This window comes from Rhizobium sp. TH2 (assembly GCF_024707525.1).
Lineage (GTDB): Bacteria > Pseudomonadota > Alphaproteobacteria > Rhizobiales > Rhizobiaceae > Rhizobium_E.
The window spans coordinates 4,282,158-4,306,308 of record NZ_CP062231.1 but is presented as its reverse complement, the minus strand read 5'-3'; the positions used below and the strand labels follow the sequence as shown (position 1 = coordinate 4,306,308).

Genomic DNA, 24,151 nt, shown 5'->3' with positions numbered 1-24,151 from the left:
GCTCAATGGTAGAGGAATACGAACAATGCAAGAGTGGAGACTTACTCGCCTCAATGGAGAGTTCTGTGTCGCTTGGGATGAGCCCCAGCCCAACGGCGCCGCCCCCGCGAGGCGTCGCTATAGGCTCGGAACTTCCGACGCGAGAGAAGCGGAAACGCTTGCCCCGGCTAGATATTCGAAGCTTAGCCGCCCGTCAGGCACTACCGTCGCCCATCTCTGGAAGGGCTATGTTCTAGACAATGCCGGCAAGGCAGTCATCGAGACGATGGTCCACACCTGGAAGGCAATCGGTCCATACTTTGGCCAAAAGGAAGGGGCGGAACTCACTCTTGAGGAATGTCGCGCCTATACCGATCGGAGGCGCAGCACGGCATATTTCACCAGCAAGACTGGTGTCCAGAAGTTCGTGCAGGATGGCACGGTTCACACCGAGCTGGGTCATCTCCGCACGGTGCTCGTCTGGGCTAAAGATAACAAGCTAATTGCTGAAGCGCCGAGGATAGAACGCCCCTCAAAGCCGGAGCCCAAGGACTTTCACCTCACGCGAGTTGAGGTTCGTAAGCTGCTCGACGCAGCCAAGTCACCTCATATCGTCTTGGCTATCCGTCTTCTCATTGCGACAGGTGCCCGCGTAACTGCCGCTCTCGAGCTTACCTGGGACCGAGTCGATTTCGAGCGTGAGATGATCCAGCTCCGCAATCCCTTTGATCGCGCCCGGCGCAAGGGTCGAGCAACGGTACCCATGAACCAGTCGCTAAGGGTGGAACTGGAGAAGGCTGGGAAGAGGAAGATCACAAACTATGTGATCGAGTACGCCTGTACGAATGTCAAATCCATCAAAAAGGGACTCGGCAGCGCGTCGAGGGCGGCAGGGCTGACCGGCGTATCACCGCACGTTCTCAGGCACAGCGCTGCTGTTTGGCTGGCCGAGGATGGCCACGACATGGAAGAGATTGCCCAGTTCCTTGGTCATGACGACGTCAATGTGACCCGCAAAATCTACGCTCGATTCTCACCGACGTACCTAAGAAAACTGGCGAACAGTCTCGATATTTGAACTCCAAGTTTGATTGAACCCGGGAGCCACTACGCAAAAGGCCTCTTGGTTTCCCAAAAGGCCCTTTAAATCAAACTGATGGATGGTGGGCGTGACAGGGATTGAACCTGTGACCCCTACGATGTCAACGTAGTGCTCTCCCGCTGAGCTACACGCCCATCCGATCGACGCGCATAGACCAAAAAACCGTTGGCAGGTCAATAGGGTTTTTGGCGCGGTTTGGTGATTTCTTCATGCGGGTGCCGTCGCCTCAGGCGGCGGTCAGCATCTTGTTCACTTCGTCGACCAGTTCGCGCAGATGGAAGGGCTTGGAAAGCACCTTGGCATCCTTCGGCGCGTTCGAATCGGGGTTCAGCGCCACGGCCGCGAAGCCGGTGATGAACATGACCTTGAGATCCGGGTCGAGTTCGGTGGCACGCCGCGCCAGCTCTATTCCGTCCATCTCCGGCATGACGATGTCGGTCAGAAGCAGCGAGAAGGGCTCTTCGCGCAGACGGTCATAGGCGCTTGCGCCATTGTCGTAGGAGATGACGCGGTAGCCCGCTTTCTCCAGCGCTTTCACCAGAAAGCGGCGCATATCGTTATCGTCTTCGGCGAGAAGAATTTTCTGACTCATGTGGTGTCCGTTGCTGTCTATGAGCGGTATGTAAGCGCAATGGAGCGAAAGTTAACGTGCCTGCGGTAAAAATCCAGTGAACAGAACCGATATTTACCCCGATCACCCCAACGTTACAGTGTTTTAACCCTCAATAGTATGGACTTGATGGCAGGCTGCTGGCAACATGCGCAAATCATCTAATTTGCCGTGTTATGAGATGGAGCCGAATGATCTGGGATTTCAGGGAGGGGGAACTGTTCGAAATCTGGGAGCCGGAGCATCAACAGCTGCCCTTCATTCTTAATTCCCCCCATTCAGGCCGCATCTATCCCAGGGAATTCATCGAGAGTTCCCGCCTTGACCAGATCGGTATCCGCCGGTCGGAAGATCATTTCGTCGATGAACTGTTTTTCTCGGGCGTCCGCCACGGCGCGCCTATGCTGGCGGCGAATTTCCCACGCGCCTATGTCGATGTGAACCGCGAGCCCTACGAGCTCGATCCCACCATGTTCGAGGGGCGCCTGCCGCCCTATGCCAATATCGCTTCGGTGCGGGTCGCCGGCGGTCTCGGCACCGTGCCGCGCATCGTCGGCGAGAATATGGAAATCTACCGCACGAAAATGCCGGTGGAGGAGGCGCTGCTCCGCGTCGAGCACATCTACAAGCCCTATCACGCGGCGCTGAGGCGGCTGATCGCCCGCACGCATGCGCGTTTCGGCCGCGCCGTGCTGATCGACTGCCATTCCATGCCGGGCAATATCCGCATCTCGGGCAGCGGGATCAGGCCCGATTTCATCATCGGCGATCGCTACGGCACGTCGGCGTCGTCGGACCTCTCCAGGCTGGCGCTCAAGCTGCTGGAAGACCAGGGTTTTGCTGCGGTGCGCAACAAGCCTTATGCCGGGGGCTTCATCACCGAGCATTACGGGCGTCCCGCGCGCGGCCTGCATGCGCTGCAGATCGAGGTTAATCGCGGCCTCTATATCGATGAATCGACGCTCAGGAAGAAGCCCGATTTCGCCAAGGTCGCCCGGTCCATCGAGCAGTTTCTCGTGGACTTTGCGGCGGAAGTCGGCGCCAGCGGCGGCGACATGTCGTTGGCGGCCGAATAAGGCGCTCTATCTGAATATGGAAATGTGGTGGAGCTTGTGTGGTCCCAAAAAAGAACCGCGCTCAAAAGCGCGGTCAAGTCTAGGGAGGAAACACCCAAGGAGGGCATTTACAGCCGGTAAAGACTGTAAGAAAAAGCTACTGCTGCACTGCGGAAAAGTCAACACAAGTGATGAAATAATTGACACTATTTTCATCTGCGTAAAAACTGCTCAATGCTCGCCTATGGTATTGATTTTCCTGCATTCGCGAATTCGAAAACCAGAGCTTCACGTAAACTTTATCGGATGAGTCGATGTTTTTCCACCGTTTCACCGCCACCATCTTCAGGGCCATGACATGATTCCCGACCGCGCTTTCTTCGACCGGCTTGCCGATGCCGCAAAGGCCGAGACCCTGCCACGCTTTCGTTCCCAGATCGCGGTGACCGACAAGGGCGGGCAGTTCTACGATCCGGTGACCGAAGGCGACCAGATGGCCGAGGCAGCGATCGTCGCGCTGATCGAGGAGGCGTTTCCGGATCACGGCATTCTCGGCGAGGAGCACGGCTCCAAGGGGCTCGACCGCGAATATGTCTGGGTGATCGATCCGATCGATGGGACGCGCGCCTTCATATCGGGCGTGCCGGTGTGGGGAACGCTGATCGGGCTCTACCAGAATGGCCGCGCCAAGATGGGCCTGATCGACCAGCCGTTCACCGGAGAACGCTGGTTCGCGGATGGGGAGCGATCGCTCTATCGCGGACCCGGGGGCGAAAAGACGTTGCGGACGAGCGCCTGCGAGACGATCTCGAACGCGATCCTGTTCACCACCTCGCCGCATCTCTTCCAGGATGAGGACGACCGCCGCTATCGCGAGATCGAGCGGAAATCCCGCCTCTTTCGTTATGGCTGCGATTGCTACGCTTATGCCCTTCTGGCGACCGGCGAGATCGACCTCGTCGTCGAGAATTCCCTGAAGCCCTATGATGTCGGCGGCATCATTCCCGTCGTCGAACAGGCGGGCGGCATCATGACGACCTGGGACGGCGGGCGGCCGGAAATGGGCGGTTACATCATCGCCGCGGCGAACAGGAAGCTGCATGCCGAGGCGCTGGAAATCCTCAACAGTTGATTTTCATTCGCTTGAATATTGCCCGGGGTCGGCATCCGAACCAGGAATGAAGGCATCGATCGCGGCGAGCGCCTGCTGGCGGAAAATGTCGCGCTCCTGCAGAACTTCGTGCTGGGAGCCGGGGATGGTGAGAAGCTTGCCGGCGCGGAATTTGCGCGAGAGCTCCTCGAGCCTCTGATAAGGCACGATCTGGTCGTTGCTCGGCGCAATGACCAGGCAGGGCACCTCGACCTTCCTGAGATGATCCATGGTCATGACGTCCTCGATCGCGTCGATCATGACCGATATCCAGCGCGCGGTGGGTGGCCCGAGCCCAAGCTGCGGATGGGTCTGGGCGATGGCCTGGTTGCGCGCGAAGCGGGCCGGGTCCGAGGTGATCGTGTTGTCCTTGAAGGGCCGGTTGAGCAGCGTGTCGCGGGAAAACTGGATCCAGCCGAAGCCGAAGAGCGTCGCCGCATTGGCGAGCAGCTTCAAGAGCCAATTAGGTATTCCAAGGCCAGCGGCGCCGACGAAGGGCGAGACCAGCACCATGCGTTCGATGCGGTTGGCAAGGCGTGGCGCCGCCTTCAGCGCGATCAGCGCACCCATGGAATGGCCCAGGATGAAGAAAGGCAGCTTGGCATCGGGCAGCACGATCTGCTCGAGGAACAGATCGAGGTCGCGTTCGTAATCGCGGAGCCGCCTGATGTGGCCGCGGCGTGGGCTGTCTTTCAAGAGGCGCGGCGAGCCGCCCTGGCCACGCCAGTCCATCGCCGCGACCCAGAGCCCCATCGCGTTGAGATCGCGGATCGTCTCGAAATATTTCTCGATCGATTCGTTGCGGCCCGGCAGCAGGACGATCGTTCCGGATGGCACCTGCGAGCCTGAGCGGAACACGGCATAGCGCAGCTTCATGCCGTCGAACGACGTGAAATAGCCTGCGAAATGATTGGGTGGGACCGGATTGCCGGGGGATTCGAAAAGCACGTCGGTCATGGCGTCCGGAAGATGTGGAGATGCTCTAACGGCTTATCACAATTCGCGGTGGCGAGCGCAAGCAAGATGGTGAAATAATCGGTAGGGAAAAAGAACCGGAAACCGCCATGTTGAGGGGCAAGCAGCTTCCGGTTAAGAAAAGGCTGGAACGGAAGGGACTTTCGCACCAGTCAAGGGAGGTTTCGCTCCCAATGGTTCAGGTCTAGCAGCGGACGGCTGAACGCATGCCAAATCCGCCGTTCATCTGGCGTTCATCTTGCGAATTTTCGAGATTTTCCTCTTGAAATGGGTTTTGGCCCTAACCACCTGATGTGTCACGAGGCGCCAATGATGGGTCTCGTAAAGCGGAGCGGCCGGCGCCTGAAATCAGGGCCTGCAGTGCTTCAAGTGAAAATCGCAACCGTTGCTCTGAAGGAGGACACTATGCGTCACGTTGATTTTTCCCCCCTCTATCGTTCCACCGTCGGTTTCGACCGCGTCTTCTCGATGCTGGACAGCCTTGCCCAGCCCGAACAGCCCACCTATCCGCCCTACAATATCGAGCGCACCGGCGAGAACGCCTACCGCATCTCGATGGCCGTTGCCGGTTTCGATGAGAGCGAGCTCTCGATCGAACTCAACCAGCTTCTGCTCACCGTGAGGGGTGAAAAGGGCAATGAGAACGGCGAAGGCTCCGAAACCCTCTATCGCGGCATTGCCAAGCGCGCCTTCGAGCGCCGCTTCCAGCTTGCCGACCATGTGGAAGTGAAGTCCGCCCACCTCAAGAACGGCCTGCTTCATGTCGACCTCGTCAGGAACATTCCCGAGGCCATGAAGCCGCGCAAGATCGAGATCGCTGCTCCGAAGAACAGCGAGCCCAAGTCGATCGAAGCCCATGTGGTGACCGGCGAAGCCGTCAACTAGACCCGTAGCCCCAAGCTTTCGGGTTGAATGAAGCCCTTCCGGTCCCCTCTCCGGAAGGGCTTTTCGTTTGTGCTAGAAAAGCGTGATGATACGGTCGATGTCTTCCTGCTTCGTCGCGAAGCTGGTGATGAACCGGCGGATGCGCTCGCCCTTGCCGATCGAGGCTTCCATTCCGATTGGCGTATCCCAATCATAGAATTTAGCGCCGGCGGCCCTGAGTGCCTCGGCTTTTTCGTCAGTCATGACGATAAAGAGCTGGTTGCCGCCGGTTTCCCAGGCGAGGCGCGCATCGCTAGATGCACGCACGGCGTTGGCGAGCCTCTCGGCCAGGCCATTGGAGTGGCGGGCGAGGTCCAGCCAGAGATCACCCTCGAGCCAACCATCGAACTGCTGGGCGACGAAATTGGATTTCGAGAACAGGTTGGCGCCGCGTTTGCGCAGGTGGGGGATTGCGGCTGCATCCTCCTTATTGAAACAGACAATGGCTTCGGCGCACCAACAGCCGTTCTTGGTGCCGCCGAGCGACAGGATATCCACGCCGGATTTCCAGGTCATCTCGGCAGGCGAGACGCCAAGTGCCGCGACCGCGTTGGAGAAGCGGGCGCCGTCCATATGGACCTTCATGCCGGCCGATTTCGCCATATGGGCGAGTGCACGGATTTCATCCAGCGCGTAGATCGTTCCCGCCTCGGTCGCCTGGGACAGTGTCAGCGCCACCTTCTGGCCGACATGCACATCCTCGGTGGGAAAGCGGGCCATGGCCATTTCCAGCTTGTCGGGGCTAATCTTGCCCCTGGCGTCACCGCCGACGCCGACCAGCTTGCCGCCATTGGTCATCAGCTCGACTGCGCCGCCCTCGTGATGAATGACATGCGCTTCCGTGTGGCAGAAAATGACGCTCGCGGTTTTCGAGATGGAGGCAAGCGAGAGTGAATTCGCAGCCGTGCCGGTTGCGACGAAGAAGGCGGAGACCTCGCGCTCGAACATCTCTGAAAGCTTGGCTTCGACAGCCAGATCGGCATCGCTCTCGCCATAGGGCGCAGTGTAAGTGCCGGCGGCTTCAACGAGCCTCTCGGCGATGAGGGGATGGGCGCCGGCCCAGTTGTCGGAGGCAAAAATCAATTGAAAACTCCTTCTTTAGTGCGCGCGTTATAGGCGAAGGTCGCGCGCCGAAAAAGCCATGTCGCGCCAGATTCGCGGGCCATCTTACTCATGTCCATTTTCCGTCATATTTTTTGGAAAGTGACCTTGCGGGGCGTGGATGTTTATGTCATCAATTCCATGCAATAGGACAGTCATGCTGTCCTATTTTGCTGCATGGATCCTGAAGGCCGGATAACGGCCTTTAAGAAGCGGTCCGGCCTTGGAAAAACTGATGGGGAAATCAGGCCAAGGAGAAGCCGGCAGTGGCTGCAAAACCGGGTCGATCTGGCCCGGTAATTGCAGCGCGTTCAGGAAAATGCGAGGATTGAAATCGCTTGCGGCGCAAGAGCTGAAGCTCCGCGCCTGCGAACACGGAAAACAGCGCGGGCTCTCGCGCGACAGGAGGACATGACGATGACGGACCATACCGCATCACGTGCATTCGGTGAGTTTGGCGCTTTGCAGGCGACGACTTCGCTGAAAGCGCCCTCTTTCAATCCCGGCTTCCCCAAGAAACAGGGTCTTTACGACCCCCGAAACGAGCATGATGCCTGCGGCGTCGGTTTCGTCTGCCATATGAAAGGCCAGAAGTCGCACCAGATCGTCAAGGATGGTCTGTTCATGCTCGAGAACCTGACCCATCGCGGCGCCGTCGGTGCCGATCCCCTGATGGGCGATGGCGCCGGCATTCTCGTGCAGATTCCCGACCAGTTCTTCCGCGAGGAAATGGCCGAGCAGGGTGTCACGCTGCCGCCTGCCGAGCAATATGCCGTCGGTTATCTCTTCATGCCTCGGGATGAGGCAGTGCGTGCTCATATCAAGAGCATCATCGCGGAGGTCATTTCAGCCGAAGGCCAGGTCCTGCTCGGCTATCGCGAAGTGCCGGTCGACAATTCCTCGCTTTCCAAGGCGCCCCACATTGCCGCGACCGAGCCGTTCCATGTGCAGGTTTTCATCGGCGCGGGCGAAGCCGTGCAGGACAATGCCGAGTTCGAACGCCGGCTGTTCACGCTCCGCAAAGTGATCTCCAACAAGATCTATGCCGAGACGCAGGGCGAGGACAACGGCTTCTACATCGTGTCGCTCTCGACCACGACAGTCGTCTACAAGGGCATGTTCCAGGCCTTTCAGGTCGGTGCCTATTACCCGGATCTCGCCGATCCGCGCTTCCAGTCAGCGGTGGCGCTCGTGCATCAGCGCTTCTCCACCAACACCTTCCCGAGCTGGAAGCTGTCGCATCCCTATCGCATGGTCGCGCACAACGGCGAAATCAACACGCTGCGCGGCAATGTCAACTGGATGGCGGCGCGGCAGGCGTCCGTCTCCTCGCCGCTCTATGGCGACGACATTTCCAAGCTCTGGCCGATCTCCTACGAAGGCCAGTCGGACACGGCCTGTTTCGACAACGCGCTCGAATTCCTCGTGCGCGGCGGCTATTCGCTGGCCCATGCCATGATGATGCTGATCCCCGAAGCCTGGGCCGGCAACCAGTTGATGAAGGCCGAGCGCAAGGCGTTCTACGAGTACCATGCCGCGCTCATGGAGCCTTGGGACGGCCCCGCCGCCGTAGCCTTTACCGATGGCCGGCAGATCGGCGCGACGCTTGATCGCAACGGCCTTCGTCCGGCGCGTTATCTCGTGACCTCCGATGATCGTGTGATCCTCGCATCGGAAGCCGGCGTGCTGCCGGTGCCGGAGGAACTGATCGTCAAGAAGTGGCGCCTGCAGCCGGGCAAGATGCTGCTGATCGACATGGAGAAGGGCTGCATCGTCTCCGACAAGGAGGTCAAGGAAGGCCTGGCCAAGGCGCATCCTTACGAGGAATGGCTCGACCGGAGCCAGTTGATCCTGGAGGACCTTGATCCTGTCGAACCGCGTGCGCTGCGGCGTGACGTGTCGCTGCTCGATCGCCAGCAGGCCTTCGGCTACACGCTTGAAGATACCAAGCTCCTGATGTCGCCGATGGCGACCACCGGCCAGGAAGCCGTGGGCTCCATGGGTACCGACACGCCGATCTCGGCGATGTCGGACAAGTCGAAACTACTCTACACCTATTTCAAGCAGAACTTCGCCCAGGTCACCAACCCGCCGATCGATCCGATCCGCGAGGAACTCGTGATGAGCCTCGTCTCGTTCATCGGGCCGCGGCCAAACCTCCTCGACCACGAGGGCGCATCCAAGGCCAAGCGGCTGGAAGTGCGCCAGCCGATCCTGACCAATGGCGATCTCGAGAAAATCCGCTCGATCGGCCATACCGAGGATCGTTTCGACACCAAGACGCTCGACTTCACCTATGCGGTGGAGCGCGGCGCCGAAGCCATGCCTGAAATGCTCGACCGGCTCTGCGAGCGTTCGGAAGCTGCTGTCCGCAGCGGCTACAACATCATCGTGCTCTCCGACCGCCAGCTTGGACCGGACCGTATTGCGATCCCGGCGCTGCTCGCCACCGCTGCCGTCCACAACTACCTGATCCGCAAGGGTCTGCGCACCTCGGTCGGCATCGTGGTGGAATCGGGCGAGCCGCGCGAGATCCATCACTTCTGCTGCTTGGCGGGATACGGCGCCGAGGCGATCAACCCGTACCTGGCATTCGATACGCTGATCGACATGCACAAGCGGGGCGAATTCCCGAAGGAAGTCTCCGACGATGAAGTCGTCTACCGTTACATCAAGGCGGTGGGCAAGGGCATCCTCAAGGTCATGTCGAAGATGGGCATTTCGACCTACCAGTCCTATTGCGGCGCGCAGATCTTCGACGCCGTGGGCCTGTCGACCGAATTCGTCGACAAGTTCTTCTTCGGCACCGCGACGATGATCGAAGGCGTCGGCCTCGATGAAGTTGCGAGGGAAACCCTCAGCCGCCACACGTCGGCTTTCGGCCGCGATCCGATCCTGGCCAGCACGCTCGATATCGGCGGTGAATATGCCTACCGCATGCGCGGCGAGGCGCATTCGTGGACGCCCGATGTGGTGGCCGAGCTTCAGCATGCCGTGCGCGGCAATGCCGAGGATCGCTACAAGGAATTCGCGCGACTGGTGAACACCTCGTCGGTGCGGATGAACTCGCCGCGTGGCCTTTTCACCGTGAAGATGGCGGACGCGATCGGCCGCGCGCCGATCGATGTTTCCGAAGTCGAGCCGGCTGCCGACATCGTCCGTCGTTTTGCCACGGGTGCGATGTCCTTCGGTTCGATCAGCCGCGAGGCGCATACGACGCTGGCGATCGCCATGAACAAGATCGGCGGCAAATCCAACACCGGCGAGGGCGGCGAGGAATCCGAGCGCTATATGCCGAAACTCGACGGCTCGATCCCGCTCGAACGCTCGGCGATCAAGCAGGTCGCATCAGGCCGCTTCGGCGTGACGACGGAATATCTCGTCAATGCCGATGTGCTGCAGATCAAGGTTGCGCAGGGCGCCAAACCCGGCGAGGGCGGCCAGCTGCCCGGCCACAAGGTCGATGCGACGATCGCCAAGACCCGGCATTCGACGCCTGGCGTCGGCCTGATCTCGCCGCCGCCGCATCATGACATCTATTCGATCGAGGATCTGGCGCAGCTGATTTTCGACCTGAAGAACGTCAATCCGGCCGCCGATATCTCGGTCAAGCTCGTCTCGGAAGTCGGTGTCGGCACGGTTGCCGCCGGCGTCGCCAAGGCGCGCGCCGACCACATCACGATCTCCGGCTATGACGGCGGCACGGGTGCGTCGCCTCTGACGTCGCTCAAGCACGCGGGTAGCCCATGGGAAATCGGCCTCGCCGAGACCCAGCAGACGCTGGTGCTCAATGGCCTGCGCAGCCGCGTGGCGCTGCAGGTCGATGGTGGCCTGAAGACGGGCCGCGATGTCATTATCGGTGCGCTGCTCGGTGCCGACGAGTTCGGCTTCTCGACCGCGCCGCTGATCGCGGCGGGTTGCATCATGATGCGCAAGTGCCATCTCAACACCTGTCCGGTTGGCGTCGCCACCCAGGATCCGGTGCTCAGGAAGCGCTTCAAGGGCCTGCCCGAGCATGTGATCAACTACTTCTTCTTCGTCGCCAACGATGTGAGGGAAATCCTCGCGGCGATGGGCTTCAGGAGCCTCAACGAAATCGTCGGGCGCTCGGAATATCTCGAGAAGAACGAGTCGATCAGCCATTGGAAGGCCAAGGGGCTCGACTTCACGCGCCTGTTCCACAAGGTCGATGCACCGGTGGAAGCGACGCACTGGACCGAGCGCCAGAGCCATCCGATCCATGACATCCTCGACCGCGAACTGATCGCGGGCGCCATGCCGGCGCTCGAAACCAAGCAGCCCATGGTGATCGAAGCCGTGATCAAGAACGTCGATCGCTCGGCGGGCGCGATGCTGTCTGGCGAAGTCGCCAAGCGTTACGGCCAGAAGGGCCTCAAGGACGACACGATCACCGTCAAGCTCAAGGGCACGGCGGGTCAGTCCTTTGGTGCCTTCCTCGCGCGCGGCATCACCTTCGATCTCGAGGGCGACGGCAACGACTATGTCGGCAAGGGTCTTTCGGGCGGCCGTATCATCATTCGGCCGGCCGAGAATTCGAGGATCGTCGCTGAAAACTCGATCATCGTCGGCAACACCGTACTCTATGGCGCGACGACCGGCGAGTGCTACTTCCGTGGCGTGGCCGGCGAGCGTTTCGCCGTCCGCAATTCGGGCGCGGTCGCGGTCGTCGAAGGCGTCGGCGACCATGGTTGTGAGTACATGACCGGCGGAGTCGTCGTCGTGATCGGCGAGACGGGCCGCAACTTCGCGGCCGGCATGTCCGGTGGCGTGGCCTATGTGCTCGACGAGAGCGGCGATTTCGCACGCCGATGCAACATGGCGATGGTCGAATTGCAGCCGGTGCCGGAAGAGGATGAACTCCTCGAAAAACTGCACCATCACGGCGGCGACATCGCCCATATGGGCATGGTCGATGTATCCGGCGACATGACGCGGCATGACGAGGAGCGGCTGTTCCAGCTGATCTCCAATCATGCACACTATACCGGCTCCACCCGCGCCAAGGAGATCCTCGACAATTGGGTCGCCTTCCGGCCGAAATTCCGCAAGGTGATGCCGGTCGAGTACCGGCGCGCGCTTGAGGACATGGAGCGGCTGAAAATGCAGGAGGCGGCGGAGTAGATTGTCGAAAGACCATCATTGTGATATGTCAATGTCATATCACAATGATGGAGGCTGCAATGAATGAACACACGCAGATCGGTGAGGATTCGGAAGGGATTACTGTCAACGTGTTCAACAACGGTCGAAGCCGTGCAATCAGAATTCCAAAGGAGTTCGAATTTGCAAGCAAGACTGTCGTCATGAGCCAACAACCGGACGGTTCAATTCTGATGCGAGCCGGCGAGACGTCAGGCCTTGTCGATTATCTTAAGACTGCCGAGCCATGGAACGGGGAGGCTTTCCTGCCCGATGATGACGGATTGGCACCGCTGGATGAAATCGATTTGCCATGAGGTACATGCTCGATACGAATATGATCTCCGCCATTGTTTACGAGCCGCAAGGAAAGGTCTTTCTTAAGCTCGTTGAGATGGATGAAGCTAATGTTTTCACTAGCATTTTTGTCCACGCAGAGATCTGGTATGGAGTAAAGAAGAAAGGCTCCGAGGAACTCACGCAAAAAGTATCGAACGTCACGAGGCGGCTTTTTGTGGCTCCGTTCACCATGCCGGGTGATAAACACTATGGTGAGATCAGACTGGCTCTGAGACAGGGGAAGAACATCGGGCCCAACGATCTATGGATCGCCGCGCATGCTTTGGCACTTGATGCGGTACTTGTGACGGCGAATGAAGGCGAGTTCTCCCGCGTGCCGGGATTAAAAGTTGAGAATTGGTTGAAGTAGTGCCGGATTCCGGCGGTGTAGAGAACAGGCAGGGACGATGGGCAAGGTAACTGGATTTCTTGAGATCGACAGGCAGGTTGGCAAGTATCAGCCCGCCTCGGACCGGATTCGCCATTTCCGCGAATTCACCATTCCGATGTCGGATCAGGAAGTGGAGAAACAGGCCGCCCGCTGCATGGATTGCGGCATTCCCTTCTGCCATGGCCCGACCGGCTGCCCGGTGCATAACCAGATTCCCGACTGGAACGACCTGGTCTTCAACGGCAAGTGGGAAGAGGCGATCCGTAACCTGCATTCGACCAACAATTTCCCGGAATTCACCGGCCGTGTCTGTCCGGCGCCCTGCGAGGAAGCCTGCACGCTGAACCTCGAGGATAGCCCGGTCGCCATCAAGACCGTCGAGCAGGCAATTGCCGACCGGGCCTATGAGATGGGCTATATCGTGCCGCAGCCGGCGACCATCAAGACCGGCAAGTCGGTTGCCGTGATCGGCTCCGGGCCTGCCGGCATGGCGGCTGCGCAGCAATTGGCCCGCGCGGGTCACAATGTCGATGTCTATGAACGCGAGAGCCGTCCGGGTGGCCTGCTGCGCTACGGCATTCCTGATTTCAAGATGGAGAAGAACTTCATCGACCGCCGCGCCGACCAGATGCGCGGCGAGGGCGTGACATTCCATTGCGGCGTCAATGTCGGCGTCGACATGCCGATGGAAAAGCTGCTCGCCGATTACGATGCCGTGCTCTATTGCGGCGGTTCGGAAACTCCGCGCGATGCCGGCATTCCGGGCGTCGAATTCGCCGGCGTGCATGACGCCATGCCCTATCTCGTGCAGCAGAATCGCCGCCTAGGTCGCGAGAATATCGACAGCGTCGGCTGGCCTTCCGCGCCGATCGTGGCGGGCGGCAAGCACGTCGTCGTGGTCGGCGGTGGCGATACCGCATCGGACTGCGTCGGCACCGCCTTCCGTCAAGGCGCCGTGCGCGTGACCCAGCTCGACATCCGTCCGCAGCCGCCCGAGAAGGAAGACAAGCTCGCGATCTGGCCGTTCTGGGCCACCAAGATGCGCACGTCATCCTCGCAGGCAGAGGGCGCCGTGCGTGAATTCCAGGCAGCGACGCTCGAATTCGTCGGCGAAGACGGCATCCTGACGGGCGTGAAGTGCTGCCAGGTGGATGAGCGTCGCCGTCCGATCGAGGGCACGGATTTCATCATCAAGGCCGACCTCGCCTTTATCGCGATCGGCTTCCGTGGTCCGTTCACCGATAGCGTTCTCAAGGACATGGGCGACGCGCTGGCGCTCAACACGGATCGGCGCGGTTCGACCAATGTCGTCGCCAACGATGACGACTACAAGACGTCGGTGGACAAGCTGTGGACCGCAGGCGATGTGCGCCGGGGCCAGTCGCTGGTCGTCTGGGCCATCCGCGAGGGTCGCCAGGCCGCACGCGCGATCGATGAGGCGTTGATGGGTGCCACCACGCTGCCGCGATAAGTTGTCTGTCTTTCACGAATGAGTGCCCCGGTTTCCGGGGCATTTTTCGTTCAGCCCGCGGGCTTGGCGATCGGCTTCCATTTGAAGTCATCGACCCGTCCCTCGGGCGCGTCGACGGTCTCGCCCTTCTCGATCAGCTTGTCACGCGGTGTGATGCCGCTGGCCTTGGGAACCGAAGCCTGGTCCAGAAGCTGGCTGCTGCCGTCGAGTTCCGGATCGACCAAGCTGATCGGCGGCACGGCCACGATATTGGTGATCGTCGGTGACGTCGCCTTGCTGTCGATCGTCCCGGCCGGATTGAGCTGCGAAATCGCGGGCACGCCCACGCCGATCAGTTTACGGATCGATTTTTCGACATAGAAGGCGACCTTGCGCTTGCCGGCTTTGGTAAAGCTCAAACCGTCCGAGCCGCGCAGGCGAACCGGCTGCCCATTCATGTCGGAACCGGACGCGATGAACTTGCCATTCTCGTCGGCAAAACCGTCCCAGATATCGATGAATTCGCCACCTGCCGTTTCCGATTTGACGCGATAGAGATTGTTCAGGATCGCGGCATCAGCACTGAGGGATGGCGAGGAGAACGCGGGCAGGCCAACCCACAGGAACGGTGTCTTGTTCTGCTTGGCGATCTCGATAATCGCCGCGATGCGCTTCTCATATTCGGCATTCCAGGCCTCCGTCTGGTATTTCTCCTTCTTGCCGTTGACGCTCATCTGCTGGCGGTCATTGGCACCGAGCATGATGACGATCACTGCGGGCTTCACCTCTCCGACATAGGTGGTCAGCGTCTGCGGCCAGTCGAGATGGTCGGTGCGGACGAGGCCGGACGAGCCGTCGGTGCGCGTTTCGATGATGATGCCGGCATCGGGTGCGAAAGCGACTTCCAGGCCATCGGCCAGCGCGCTGCCCATGAAATCACCAATCACCATGACCTTCTTGGCTTCCGGCAGCTTGGCGATCTCGATCTCGGCGCCCGTTACGGCTGGATCGCTGGTGGTCTTGCTCTTCTTGCGGCGCGGCCGCTTCACGCGAATCACCGAGGTGTTGGCGTTGGTGACCTTCTTCCTGCGGTTGGGCCGGAAGATCATGTCGATGATCGAGCGGCGTTCGCGAACTTCCTGCGCATGGGCCACACCGGAATAGTTGAAGGCAGGGTCGAGAATGAGGAAGGCGGCCGCCAGCAGCGGCAGCAGGCATTTCGTGACAAGGCCGGCACGGTGGCTTCGCGTAACGATCAGCATCATCGGTTCCGCACTCCACGAAAAAGAAAGGGCCGGACTAATCCGGCCCGCTTCCGATTATAGATGATGACTGCTCAGCGCTGCAAGGCCTTGAGCAGAGCCTCGGACGGTTCGCCGTCCTGTTCCATGCCGAGCTGCTTCTGGATCGCCTCGATCGCCGCTTTTGAACCGGAGCCGAAGTTGCCGTCGATCTTGCCGTCGTAATAGCCGAGCGTCTTCATGCGTTCCTGAAGCTCGAACTTCTGCTTGATATCGAGCGAACCATTGGGGCGAGGCCAGGCCTGCGCCACGCCGCTGTAGCCGGCGATCTGGTCAGCCAGCATGCCGACGCCCATGGCGTAGGAATCGGCGGCATTGTACCGCTTGATGACAAAGAAGTTCTTGGTCACGAGAAAGCCGGGGCCGTTGGGGCCGGCCGGCATTTTCAGCACTGCCCGGTCCTTGCCATTTTTGAAGCCTTTGCCTGAAGGGCGGACAAATCCGAGCTTCTGCCACTCGGCGAGCGATTTGCTCTTGCCTTCGTATTTGCCTGCGGACGAAGGAAGCCTGACCTCGTAGCCCCAGGTCTTGCCCGGCTGCCAGCCGTTCCTCTTGAGAAGGTTGGCCGATGTGGCCAGCGCATCAGGGATTGAATTCCAGATGTCGCGCTTGCCGTTGCCGTCCGCGTCATAGGCGTAGATCAGGTAGCTCGTCGGGATGAACTGGGTATGGCCCATCGCGCCCGCCCACGAGCCGGTCAGCGACTTCGGTGCGACATCGCCGTGTTCGAGAATCTTGAGGGCCGCGATGAGCTGCGTGCGGGCGAATTTGCCTCGCTTCGGGTCGGCATAGGCAAGCGTCGCAAGGGCACGGGGAACATTGTGCAGCCGGTCGGGTTTGTCGAACACCGCGCCGTAATTGCTCTCCATTGACCAGATCGCCAGAAGAACATGCTTGTCGACACCGAAATGCCGTTCGATAGCCGCCAGCGTCTTGCCATGCTCGCGCAGCATGTCCCGACCGACGCCGGCCGTGTAAGGGTTCACGCGGCCGTCGAGATAATCCCAGATCTTGTGCTTGAATTCGGGCTGATAATCGGCCTTGCGGAGCACTTCCGGGTCCGGTTCCGTCACATCCTTGAAGGCTGCGACATAAGTCGATTTGCTGATGCCCGCCTTGGCGGCCGTCGCGTAGAAACTGTTGATCCACTTCACAAAACCCTTGTCGGCATGCGCCGGAGAGGCGATGAAAAGGCTCGCTGCCGCGAAAATCGACAGAAGGCTTGTTTTCAGGATCGTCTTGCGGTTTTTCAGCATTGGCTTCATTCCGGTTGTGGATGGTCGAAGACAGAATTTACCCAAACGAAGTCAACAAATTCTTTACCATGGCGAACCACTTGCGTCACCTTTTTAAAAAGTAATAGGAATTCGTGTATTACTGCGCGAATCCACGACAATGTCGGTTCCGATCCGGGAGAATATAATGACGGCTGGTAAGGTAAAAAAGGCGGTGTTTCCTGTCGCGGGCCTGGGAACCCGGTTTCTTCCAGCCACCAAGGCGGTGCCGAAGGAAATGATGACGGTCGTCGACAAGCCCGTCATCCAATATGTGGTCGAAGAGGCGATCGAGGCCGGAATCGAGCATTTCGTCTTCGTGACGGGCCGCAACAAGGCCGTCATCGAGGATTATTTCGACATCCAGTATGAGCTCGAATCGACGCTGAAGGCTCGCAACAAGAATGCGGAACTCGACCTTCTCTCCTCGATCCTGCCCAAGGCGGGCTCGACGAGCTTCACCCGCCAGCAGGAGCCGCTCGGGCTGGGGCACGCCGTGTGGTGCGCGCGCGACATCGTCGGCCATGAACCGTTCGCGGTCCTGCTGCCCGATATGATCATGAAATCCGAAATCGCCTGCCTCAGGGGCATGGTGGATCTGCATGCCGTGAGCGGCGGCAATGTGATCGCAGTTGAAGAATGCGCGCCGGAACTCGCCCATCGCTACGGCATCGTGGCAAGGGGCGACACGGTCGGCGACGGCTTCCGGATCACCGGCATGGTCGAGAAGCCGGCGAAAGGCACGCAGCCTTCGAACTTCTTCATCAACGGCCGCTATATCCTGCAGCCGGAAATTTTCGATATCCTCGAGACGCAGGAACGCGGTGCCGGAAACGAGATCCAGATCACCGACGCCATGCTGAAACTGCTCAAGCAACAGGATTTCACGGCCTATCATTACAAGGGCGTGACCTATGACACTGGCGCCAAGGACGGCTTCATCATGGCCAATATCGCCTATGCGCTGGATCGCCCGGATATCCGGGGACTGGTGGAAGCGGACCTCAAGGCGCTGGTCGCGGCGCTGAAATAATCAGCGTTTCAACGTGAGGCCGATGCCGGCGCGGAAGACATCCATGTCCGCCACGTTATCCTGCCTTGTGCTCTCCCACGAGACGTCGGTCACGAGGTCGAGCGAGCGGGAGATACCCCAGGTCAGACCGGTACCGAGCGTGACGACGCTTTGCCTGGCGGTGTCCTGATCCTCATAGTCACGGAGCGTGAGGCCGCTCGATATCTGGCCCGTCAGGTTCTGCAGGATGATCTGGCTGAGGATTGCGGTTCCCGAATAGGCGACATCGCCCGAAGCGCCCGGTGTGGACGAGGGCTCGATTTCAGTTTTCAGGTTGAGCGCGAGATCGGTGCCGCGATGGGGCGACCATATAGCGGTGCCGTCGATCGTCGCGGCGGAAATGGACTTGAGCGCCGAATCGTTGAAGTCGGCGACCGTATAGCCGCCCGCAAGCTCGCCCTTGAACTTCTCGCCGAGATCAAGCTCCACACCGGTTTTCAGCGCATAGACCGACGCATCGCGTACGAAGCCGAGCGAATCCTTGTGCTGGTCATAGATCGTCTGGCCGTAGGCGGCTTCGACGAACGGAATAAGCGCCGGCGAAAGCTCGTAACCGAGGCGGCCACGGAGAATGCCGGTATTCCGGTCCCGATCAGCCTGGGAAAGCAGGTCGCCGTTGTTGAGCACTGCCGGACCATAGACATAGCGGGTGAACTCCAGCCCCGCCGTGGTGCGCAAGACGCCGAGGTCGCGTGTTATCGCGGCACTTGCGGTATAAGTCTCGACATCGGACTGCGTGGTGGCGTTGGCAATGGCGTTGGGATCGCTGATATCCTCGCGCTCCAGCGAATAGCCTGCCTTCAGGGTGCCCGTCATCTCATCGGTGAGGTCGAGCCGTAGTTCCGCTTCGATTTTTCCTTCCGGATCGTCGTCCGGCGGGCCGGAGAAGGTCTTGTCCCACGTGCCTTCCGCATCGATCTTCAACTGATGCAGCGACCAGTTCGAGGTCGCCGATGCCTGGAGTCCCGAGCGCAGGTAATAGCGGGTCGTGCTGTCCTTGCCTGTTATCGTGCGTTCGGCGCCGAGCGACTCGGTGAGCGACGGGCGAAGCACGAAGGAGCCGACCTTGATGCCCTGTGCGTCGTTGCGCGTCGCGTCGGCCGTTGCTTTCAAGCCGTCCACCGCATTCTCCCGCAGGTTCTGGCGGCGAAGCTCCTGCAAGGCCTCCTGGTCGAGAAGTTCGGTGGGATCGGTAATCGGCGAGTCGATGCCCGACGTGTCGATCCGATCCTTAACCGGTGCATCAGCAAGTTCCGCCTCATCCGAAGTATCGGCCGCATTCGGGTCGTAGGATGTCGTCGAAGGCTCGTTGGCCGGTTGGGTGCGGAACTGGTCCTCGACCACTTTCTGCTCGTCGGCGGATTGCGCGAAAGCAACGCCCGCCAGGCCGAGCGCCAGATGCGCCGCGACCAGCCCTGCGGCGAGCGGGCGGCGGATACGGACTGGCGAGGGGTGTTGACGCGTCATAGGGTACCGGCCGATGCGGCAATTTTCGGATATCGTTACCCATTGGTAAAGGAGCAAGGTTAATCAATGGTTTCCCGAGGCATTGCGCCACGAACATAAATCCGTCGTGATTTCGCGGGATTGCGAGATCAAGGGATTCGATTTTAGCCGTCGGGGGCGAATGCGGCGCTTTCTCAAATGGCTGGTGATGATCGTGGTCGCGCTGCCCCTGGCGGTGGTGCTGATCTATGCCTTCACGATGCGCTTCGGCGACGCGGCGCTCTATCCACCAGCCAAGGGCGTCGAGACCTTTCCGGTCGTGATCGCCGACCATGGCTATCATGCCGGGCTGATCATCCGGCGCGCCGATCTCGACCGCTATTCGCTCGCCTTGAACGATCCGGTGCTCTCCGCGCTCTTCGTGCGCTACCAGGCATATGAATGGCTGGAGATCGGCTGGGGCGACGAGCAATTCTATCGGTTCGCGCCGGCGATCTCGGATGTGACCGTGAAGATGGCCTTCAATGCGCTGTCGGGGATGAACGACGCCACGGTGCTGCATGTGGTCGGCCTGAGCAAGGCGCCTGAAGAGGTGTTCAAGCATTCCGACCTGCAACGCATCCATCTCTCCCAAGCCGGAATGCGGGAGGTGATGACAGGCGTGTCGCAGGCCTTCGCCAGGGACGAGTTGTTGCAGCCGGTTGAGCTTGGCAAGGGCATATATGGCCCGAGCCTGTTCTACAGGGCCAACGGCCACTACAGCGTGATCAACACCTGCAACATGTGGATCGGAGGGTTGCTGGCTAACGCCGGGCTGAAGGTTTCGCCCGTTCCATCGGTGGCCAGTGTCGGGCTGCTGGCAGAAGTCAGATGGCGCAACGACGTGGACGATGCGGTCACAGCCAACGCATTCTAGGGGTCGGGCCGCGATCACTTCGCGGTTCAAAACGATGTGGGGCGGAGAAATCCGCTCTGGACAGGCTGAAAAGAAAGAGTAAATCACTGCTATGGCAGAAAATGTACTGAAACTTCCCGAAAGCGACGCCGCCCGTTCGGCGCTGCGTACGATCAAAGCTGAAAAATCGGGTCTCGCCGATCTCGAGCGCGCGCTCGGCAATGGGCTTTCGGCACCATTCACCGAGGCGGTCAGGAAGATCCATTCCACGCCCGGCCGCGTTGTGGTGACGGGCATCGGCAAGAGCGGCCATGTCGGCGCCAAGATCGCCGCGACGCTCGCCTCGACCGGCACACCCTCGTTCTTCGTCCATCCCGTGGAAGCCAATCATGGCGATCTCGGCATGATCACAGCCCGCGACGCGATCGTGGCACTCTCCTGGAGTGGCGAGACTTCGGAACTGCAGGGCATCGTCGCCTATTCGAGGCGTTTCTCGATTCCGCTGATCGCGATCACATCCGGTGAGAATTCGACGCTGGCACGCGAGGCCGATATCGTGCTCTGCCTGCCGAAATCGCAGGAAGCCTGTCCGCACGGATTGGCGCCGACCACGTCCGCGCTGATGCAGCTTGCCATCGGTGATGCGCTCGCCGTGGCGCTGCTTGAAACGCGAGGCTTCTCGGCGATCGACTTCAAGACCTTTCATCCAGGCGGCAAATTGGGTGCGACGCTCAGCCATGTCGGCGATGTCATGCACCGGGATGACGAGATCCCGCTCGTGCCGATGGGCACATCGATGCGCGATGCGGTGATGATGCTGTCGATCAAGCGCTTCGGCTGCGTCGGCATCATCGGCGACGACGGCTGCCTCGTCGGCATCATCACGGATGGCGATATTGCGCGGCATCTCGACAAGAACCTCGTCGAGATGAAGGTCGACGAGATCATGACCCGTAACCCCAAGACCGTGCGGCCGACAACGCTCGCCACCAGCGCCATGGGCCTGCTCAACCTCCACAATATCTCGGCTTTGATCGTCACCGACGACGACAAGCGACCGCTCGGGATCGTTCATTTCCACGACCTGCTGAAAATCGGCGTCGCTTGATGCTCACGGCTTGACGGCAACCACGAACTGGTTGCCGAGCCAGCCCATGGTGAAGTCATGGGTAACGCTCTCAGAGAACTCGTCCGGCGCATCCGGTCCCCAGAGCTTGAGTTGCAGCGGCCGCCCGTTGAGTTTCACCAAGGCGTAGTACTCGCCGAACGGGATGCCGGTAACGACCAGGCCTTCGCCCGTCGGACGCACGGTCCGGACATAGCTTATGCCGGTCGCGGAATTGATCAGCGTGACCTCGGCGCCAGCGAGATCCGTGAAGTCGCCGACGGCGTTGTTGACGACGAAGACGCCGCCATTGCCGTAGGGATTCTCCTCGGAGCTTTCGTAATAGCCACCCGTGAAATTCCTGATCGTGTCGGCATTTCCGGCGAAGGTGCCGGTATCCTCCGCCCGGAAGTCGATGTTGATCTCGCGGCCACCATTGTTGACGACCTGATAGGCGTTGGCGGAATATTCGCCCGGCGGAAGATTGTCGGTCGAGATGGTATAGCGGCCGTCGCCGTTGGTCAGCGCAGATACCTTGATGCTCGCGCCGGCGTTGCCGAGATCGTCCGAATTGTAAGTCTGATACACGACCTCGACAGTGACACCGAACACCGGCGTGCCGCTGGTGTCCGTCACCCGGCCGCTGACCGTGCCGGCATTTACAGGGGCTGCGAAAACGCACAGCAATGCCATCCCGACTGCGAGACTTGCGATAAATTTCATTTTCGTCTCCGAAAAATAGTCCTTGTCGCGGTTCAGATGGCCTCGACCTTCAAGTCGCTGCCGTCACTGCCGATCACCTTGACCTTGGCTCCGGCGGGCAGGTCCGGTCCGGCGACGATCCATACCGTGTCGCCGATCTTGGCGCGGCCCCGGCCATTGTGGATCGGGTCGATCAGATCGGCGGTGCGGCCGATCAGGCTGGCGCCGCGCATGTTGAGCGTCGGCTCCTCGGAATGGCCGCCACTGCGGCGCAGCCAGGTGCGGCCGATGAACAGGCTCGCCACGGACAGCACGGCGAAGACCAGCCACTGCACTTCCCATACCCACCAGCTCGTGTCCCAGAAGATGTTGGACAGCAGGCCGGTAAGGAGGCCGGCAACGCCGACCCAGATCAGCACATTGCCCGGCAGAACAAGCTCGGCGATCAGCAAGGCGATGCCGAAGATCCACCACGCCCACGGGCCGGCGTCCTTGATCAGCGTCAGGATCATGTCTGGCTACCTTCCGGACGGATCACGAAGGGATTGGACTGGGCGGTGGTCGTATTCACGCTCGGCGTCGAGCGGGCCGGGGTCGGACGCGGTGTCGTGGGCGAACCGCCATTGTCGCCGAACACTTCCTTGGCGATGGCGCCGATGCCGCCGAGCGAACCGATCAGCGATGAGGCTTCAAGCGGCATCAGCACGATCTTGGAATTATTCGCGGTGCCGATCGAAATCAGCGCCTCGGTATATTTCTGCGCCACGAAGTAGTTGAGCGCCTGGACGTTGCCGGCGCCGATTGCTTCCGACACCATGGTCGTCGCCTTGGCTTCGGCTTCGGCCAGACGTTCGCGTGCCTCGGCCTCGCGATAGGCCGCTTCGCGCTTGCCTTCCGCCTGGAGAATGGCGGACTGCTTGAGGCCCTCCGCCTTGAGAATCTGGGCGGCACGCGTGCCTTCGGCTTCCAGCACCAGCGCACGCTTCTCGCGTTCCGCCTTCATCTGGCGGGCCATGGAATCGAGGAGATTCTGCGGTGGCGAAATATCCTTGATCTCGACGCGGGTGATCTTGATGCCCCAGGGATTGGCGGCCTCATCGACCGTGCGCAGCAGTTTTTCGTTGATGAGATCACGGTTGGAGAGCAGCTCATCAAGATCCATAGAACCCATGACCGAGCGGATATTGGTCATCGTCAGGTTGAGCAGTGCCTGGTTGAGGTTAGAGATCTGGTAGGCGGCCTGGGCGGCGTTGAGGATCTGGTAGAAGGCGACCGCATCGGCTTTGACGCTGGCATTGTCCCTGGTGATGACCTCCTGGGTCGGAACGTCGAGGACCTGCTCCATCACGTTGAGCTTGGCGCCGATTGTGTCGATATAGGGGACGATGAGGTTCAGGCCGGGATGCAGTGTCCTAGTATATTTCTTGAACCGCTCGACTGTGTAGTTGTAACCTTGAGGCACGGTCTTGATGCCCGCAATCAGCGTCCATATCACCACGATGACGATGGCGATGACGGCGTAATCCATGCCTGAAAGATTGAGATCCATTTGTCCCTCCGGTTAAGCGGCGTTCTCTCGCGCCTTGCGCACACTAGCATTAGCATAAACGTCGGTATGCGGACTTTTATTTGCAAGCTGTCATGGCTGACTGTGGTGAAATGATTTGTAATTCTCCAACCCACAACTGTCCCTTCACGCGAGCCGTTCCGCCCCGTGGCTTGACCATGCACGTCCCCGATCTTTCCGCGCTTCGCACGGATGATCGGCCGGGGCACGTTTGCGTGCCACAGTTAGATGACCGGTCCTCGGAACCGGTCGTTAAGACACGTATCCGTGCCCCGTATTCGGTGGTTTTTCCCGTGCAACTCCGGTTCCTCTGCGTCACCGAACGGCCTGGGTTTGGCCGGAGATTGTCAGTCTCCGATCGCCTCCGATGTATATCCCGCCATCCATCGCTGGCATGGCGTTTGCGGGACCATCACCCCCGCACTCCGTTCGGGCCTCCAATGCCTCACAGGCACGCCCGGGCCTTTTTCAGCCCGGAGGAGAACCATTCTCTGCGCAGGCCCCGGCATGGAGCTTTGCGTCGCCTCTCCATACCAAGCACCGGCTCCACCCC

20 protein-coding genes and 1 tRNA gene are annotated in these 24,151 nt (G+C 60.2%); 11 read left to right on the top strand and 10 right to left on the bottom strand.

The window, feature by feature from the left end; translation table 11 throughout:
• The first annotated feature begins 25 nt into the window (after nucleotides 1-25).
• Nucleotides 26-1,057, top strand: coding sequence for a site-specific integrase (locus tag IHQ71_RS21325; RefSeq protein WP_258158433.1), 1,032 nt, complete (start codon nucleotides 26-28; stop codon nucleotides 1,055-1,057).
• 83 nt (nucleotides 1,058-1,140) lie between these two features.
• Here IHQ71_RS21325 and IHQ71_RS21320 read toward each other — a convergent pair.
• Together IHQ71_RS21320 and cpdR are read right to left on the bottom strand one after the other, a co-directional pair.
• Nucleotides 1,141-1,215: transfer RNA gene (locus tag IHQ71_RS21320), tRNA-Val, on the bottom strand.
• A 92-nt stretch (nucleotides 1,216-1,307) separates the two neighbouring features.
• Nucleotides 1,308-1,673, bottom strand: coding sequence for a cell cycle two-component system response regulator CpdR (cpdR, locus tag IHQ71_RS21315; protein ID WP_258158432.1), 366 nt, complete (start codon nucleotides 1,671-1,673; stop codon nucleotides 1,308-1,310).
• 209 nt (nucleotides 1,674-1,882) lie between these two features.
• Here cpdR and IHQ71_RS21310 point away from each other — a divergent pair, with 209 nt between their 5' ends.
• The gene (locus tag IHQ71_RS21310) at nucleotides 1,883-2,767 is read left to right on the top strand and encodes an N-formylglutamate amidohydrolase (protein WP_374989895.1); all 885 of its coding nucleotides are present in this window, start codon (nucleotides 1,883-1,885) and stop codon (nucleotides 2,765-2,767) included.
• 337 nt (nucleotides 2,768-3,104) lie between these two features.
• A complete protein-coding gene (gene hisN, locus IHQ71_RS21305) occupies nucleotides 3,105-3,878 on the top strand; it encodes a histidinol-phosphatase (protein ID WP_258158431.1) in 774 nt (257 codons plus the stop codon).
• 3 nt (nucleotides 3,879-3,881) lie between these two features.
• On the opposite strand, the gene IHQ71_RS21300 is transcribed toward hisN, so the two are convergent.
• Nucleotides 3,882-4,853 (bottom strand): alpha/beta fold hydrolase, encoded by a 972-nt coding sequence (locus tag IHQ71_RS21300; RefSeq protein ID WP_258158430.1) that lies wholly within the window; start codon nucleotides 4,851-4,853, stop codon nucleotides 3,882-3,884.
• A 423-nt stretch (nucleotides 4,854-5,276) separates the two neighbouring features.
• On the opposite strand from IHQ71_RS21300, the gene IHQ71_RS21295 reads away from it, so the two are divergent.
• A complete protein-coding gene (locus IHQ71_RS21295; protein ID WP_258158429.1) occupies nucleotides 5,277-5,756 on the top strand; it encodes an Hsp20 family protein in 480 nt (159 codons plus the stop codon).
• Nucleotides 5,757-5,828: 72 nt separating this feature from the next.
• On the opposite strand, the gene IHQ71_RS21290 is transcribed toward IHQ71_RS21295, so the two are convergent.
• The gene (locus IHQ71_RS21290) at nucleotides 5,829-6,878 is read right to left on the bottom strand and encodes a low specificity L-threonine aldolase (RefSeq protein WP_258158428.1); all 1,050 of its coding nucleotides are present in this window, start codon (nucleotides 6,876-6,878) and stop codon (nucleotides 5,829-5,831) included.
• Between the two features lie 435 nt (nucleotides 6,879-7,313).
• Between IHQ71_RS21290 and gltB the strand changes: the two genes are divergently transcribed.
• Genes gltB through IHQ71_RS21270 form a run of 4 tightly spaced genes read left to right on the top strand, consistent with a single transcriptional unit; the run spans nucleotide 7,314 to nucleotide 14,257 of the window.
• On the top strand, nucleotides 7,314-12,038 hold the full coding sequence (gene gltB / locus IHQ71_RS21285) for a glutamate synthase large subunit (RefSeq protein ID WP_258158427.1): 4,725 nt from the start codon (nucleotides 7,314-7,316) through the stop codon (nucleotides 12,036-12,038).
• Nucleotides 12,039-12,097: 59 nt separating this feature from the next.
• On the top strand, nucleotides 12,098-12,373 hold the full coding sequence (locus tag IHQ71_RS21280) for an antitoxin (RefSeq protein ID WP_258158426.1): 276 nt from the start codon (nucleotides 12,098-12,100) through the stop codon (nucleotides 12,371-12,373).
• A gap of 5 nt (nucleotides 12,374-12,378) precedes the next feature.
• Nucleotides 12,379-12,765, top strand: coding sequence for a type II toxin-antitoxin system VapC family toxin (locus IHQ71_RS21275; protein WP_308737868.1), 387 nt, complete (start codon nucleotides 12,379-12,381; stop codon nucleotides 12,763-12,765).
• A 37-nt stretch (nucleotides 12,766-12,802) separates the two neighbouring features.
• Nucleotides 12,803-14,257, top strand: a complete 1,455-nt coding sequence (locus tag IHQ71_RS21270; protein ID WP_258158424.1) for a glutamate synthase subunit beta — start codon at nucleotides 12,803-12,805, stop codon at nucleotides 14,255-14,257.
• Between the two features lie 50 nt (nucleotides 14,258-14,307).
• On the opposite strand, the gene IHQ71_RS21265 is transcribed toward IHQ71_RS21270, so the two are convergent.
• Entirely contained in the window at nucleotides 14,308-15,501 is a 1,194-nt protein-coding gene (locus tag IHQ71_RS21265; RefSeq protein ID WP_258158423.1) for a DUF459 domain-containing protein, read from the bottom strand.
• 71 nt (nucleotides 15,502-15,572) lie between these two features.
• Entirely contained in the window at nucleotides 15,573-16,793 is a 1,221-nt protein-coding gene (locus IHQ71_RS21260; protein WP_258158422.1) for a lytic murein transglycosylase, read from the bottom strand.
• A gap of 163 nt (nucleotides 16,794-16,956) precedes the next feature.
• On the opposite strand from IHQ71_RS21260, the gene galU reads away from it, so the two are divergent.
• Nucleotides 16,957-17,844 carry a UTP--glucose-1-phosphate uridylyltransferase GalU gene (galU, locus tag IHQ71_RS21255; RefSeq protein WP_374990046.1) on the top strand — a complete coding sequence of 296 codons (888 nt, stop codon included), beginning with the start codon at nucleotides 16,957-16,959 and terminating at the stop codon, nucleotides 17,842-17,844.
• Here the strand turns inward: galU and IHQ71_RS21250 are convergent, their stop codons facing one another.
• Nucleotides 17,845-19,350 carry an outer membrane beta-barrel protein gene (locus IHQ71_RS21250; RefSeq protein ID WP_258158420.1) on the bottom strand — a complete coding sequence of 502 codons (1,506 nt, stop codon included), beginning with the start codon at nucleotides 19,348-19,350 and terminating at the stop codon, nucleotides 17,845-17,847. It abuts the gene before it with no gap.
• A gap of 160 nt (nucleotides 19,351-19,510) precedes the next feature.
• Here IHQ71_RS21250 and IHQ71_RS21245 point away from each other — a divergent pair, with 160 nt between their 5' ends.
• Complete coding sequence (locus IHQ71_RS21245) at nucleotides 19,511-20,245, top strand: DUF2459 domain-containing protein (RefSeq protein ID WP_258158419.1); 735 nt, start codon at nucleotides 19,511-19,513, stop codon at nucleotides 20,243-20,245.
• Between the two features lie 91 nt (nucleotides 20,246-20,336).
• On the top strand, nucleotides 20,337-21,332 hold the full coding sequence (locus IHQ71_RS21240) for an SIS domain-containing protein (protein ID WP_258158418.1): 996 nt from the start codon (nucleotides 20,337-20,339) through the stop codon (nucleotides 21,330-21,332).
• Between the two features lie 3 nt (nucleotides 21,333-21,335).
• On the opposite strand, the gene IHQ71_RS21235 is transcribed toward IHQ71_RS21240, so the two are convergent.
• Genes IHQ71_RS21235 through IHQ71_RS21225 form a run of 3 tightly spaced genes read right to left on the bottom strand, consistent with a single transcriptional unit; the run spans nucleotide 21,336 to nucleotide 23,580 of the window.
• Nucleotides 21,336-22,052, bottom strand: coding sequence for a carboxypeptidase-like regulatory domain-containing protein (locus IHQ71_RS21235; protein ID WP_258158417.1), 717 nt, complete (start codon nucleotides 22,050-22,052; stop codon nucleotides 21,336-21,338).
• A gap of 32 nt (nucleotides 22,053-22,084) precedes the next feature.
• A complete protein-coding gene (locus IHQ71_RS21230; RefSeq protein ID WP_258158416.1) occupies nucleotides 22,085-22,543 on the bottom strand; it encodes an NfeD family protein in 459 nt (152 codons plus the stop codon).
• Entirely contained in the window at nucleotides 22,540-23,580 is a 1,041-nt protein-coding gene (locus IHQ71_RS21225) for an SPFH domain-containing protein (RefSeq protein ID WP_258158415.1), read from the bottom strand. The genes IHQ71_RS21230 and IHQ71_RS21225 overlap by 4 nt, the downstream gene beginning before the upstream one ends.
• Nucleotides 23,581-24,151: the final 571 nt, after the last annotated feature.

Excerpts from the sequence above, each read along its gene's own strand:
- IHQ71_RS21235 (WP_258158417.1), bottom strand. The coding sequence starts at position 22,052 with ATGAAATTTATCGCAAGTCTCGCAGTCGGGATGGCATTGCTGTGCGTT.
- IHQ71_RS21250 (WP_258158420.1), bottom strand. The coding sequence starts at position 19,350 with ATGACGCGTCAACACCCCTCGCCAGTCCGTATCCGCCGCCCGCTCGCC.
- IHQ71_RS21240 (WP_258158418.1), top strand. The coding sequence starts at position 20,337 with ATGGCAGAAAATGTACTGAAACTTCCCGAAAGCGACGCCGCCCGTTCG.
- IHQ71_RS21265 (WP_258158423.1), bottom strand. The coding sequence starts at position 15,501 with ATGATGCTGATCGTTACGCGAAGCCACCGTGCCGGCCTTGTCACGAAA.
- cpdR (WP_258158432.1), bottom strand. The coding sequence starts at position 1,673 with ATGAGTCAGAAAATTCTTCTCGCCGAAGACGATAACGATATGCGCCGC.
- IHQ71_RS21295 (WP_258158429.1), top strand. The coding sequence starts at position 5,277 with ATGCGTCACGTTGATTTTTCCCCCCTCTATCGTTCCACCGTCGGTTTC.
- IHQ71_RS21310 (WP_374989895.1), top strand. The coding sequence starts at position 1,883 with ATGATCTGGGATTTCAGGGAGGGGGAACTGTTCGAAATCTGGGAGCCG.
- IHQ71_RS21280 (WP_258158426.1), top strand. The coding sequence starts at position 12,098 with ATGAATGAACACACGCAGATCGGTGAGGATTCGGAAGGGATTACTGTC.
- IHQ71_RS21230 (WP_258158416.1), bottom strand. The coding sequence starts at position 22,543 with ATGATCCTGACGCTGATCAAGGACGCCGGCCCGTGGGCGTGGTGGATC.
- IHQ71_RS21245 (WP_258158419.1), top strand. The coding sequence starts at position 19,511 with ATGCGGCGCTTTCTCAAATGGCTGGTGATGATCGTGGTCGCGCTGCCC.
- hisN (WP_258158431.1), top strand. The coding sequence starts at position 3,105 with ATGATTCCCGACCGCGCTTTCTTCGACCGGCTTGCCGATGCCGCAAAG.
- IHQ71_RS21275 (WP_308737868.1), top strand. The coding sequence starts at position 12,379 with ATGCTCGATACGAATATGATCTCCGCCATTGTTTACGAGCCGCAAGGA.
- IHQ71_RS21260 (WP_258158422.1), bottom strand. The coding sequence starts at position 16,793 with ATGCTGAAAAACCGCAAGACGATCCTGAAAACAAGCCTTCTGTCGATT.
- IHQ71_RS21300 (WP_258158430.1), bottom strand. The coding sequence starts at position 4,853 with ATGACCGACGTGCTTTTCGAATCCCCCGGCAATCCGGTCCCACCCAAT.
- IHQ71_RS21225 (WP_258158415.1), bottom strand. The coding sequence starts at position 23,580 with ATGGATCTCAATCTTTCAGGCATGGATTACGCCGTCATCGCCATCGTC.
- gltB (WP_258158427.1), top strand. The coding sequence starts at position 7,314 with ATGACGGACCATACCGCATCACGTGCATTCGGTGAGTTTGGCGCTTTG.
- IHQ71_RS21325 (WP_258158433.1), top strand. The coding sequence starts at position 26 with ATGCAAGAGTGGAGACTTACTCGCCTCAATGGAGAGTTCTGTGTCGCT.
- IHQ71_RS21270 (WP_258158424.1), top strand. The coding sequence starts at position 12,803 with ATGGGCAAGGTAACTGGATTTCTTGAGATCGACAGGCAGGTTGGCAAG.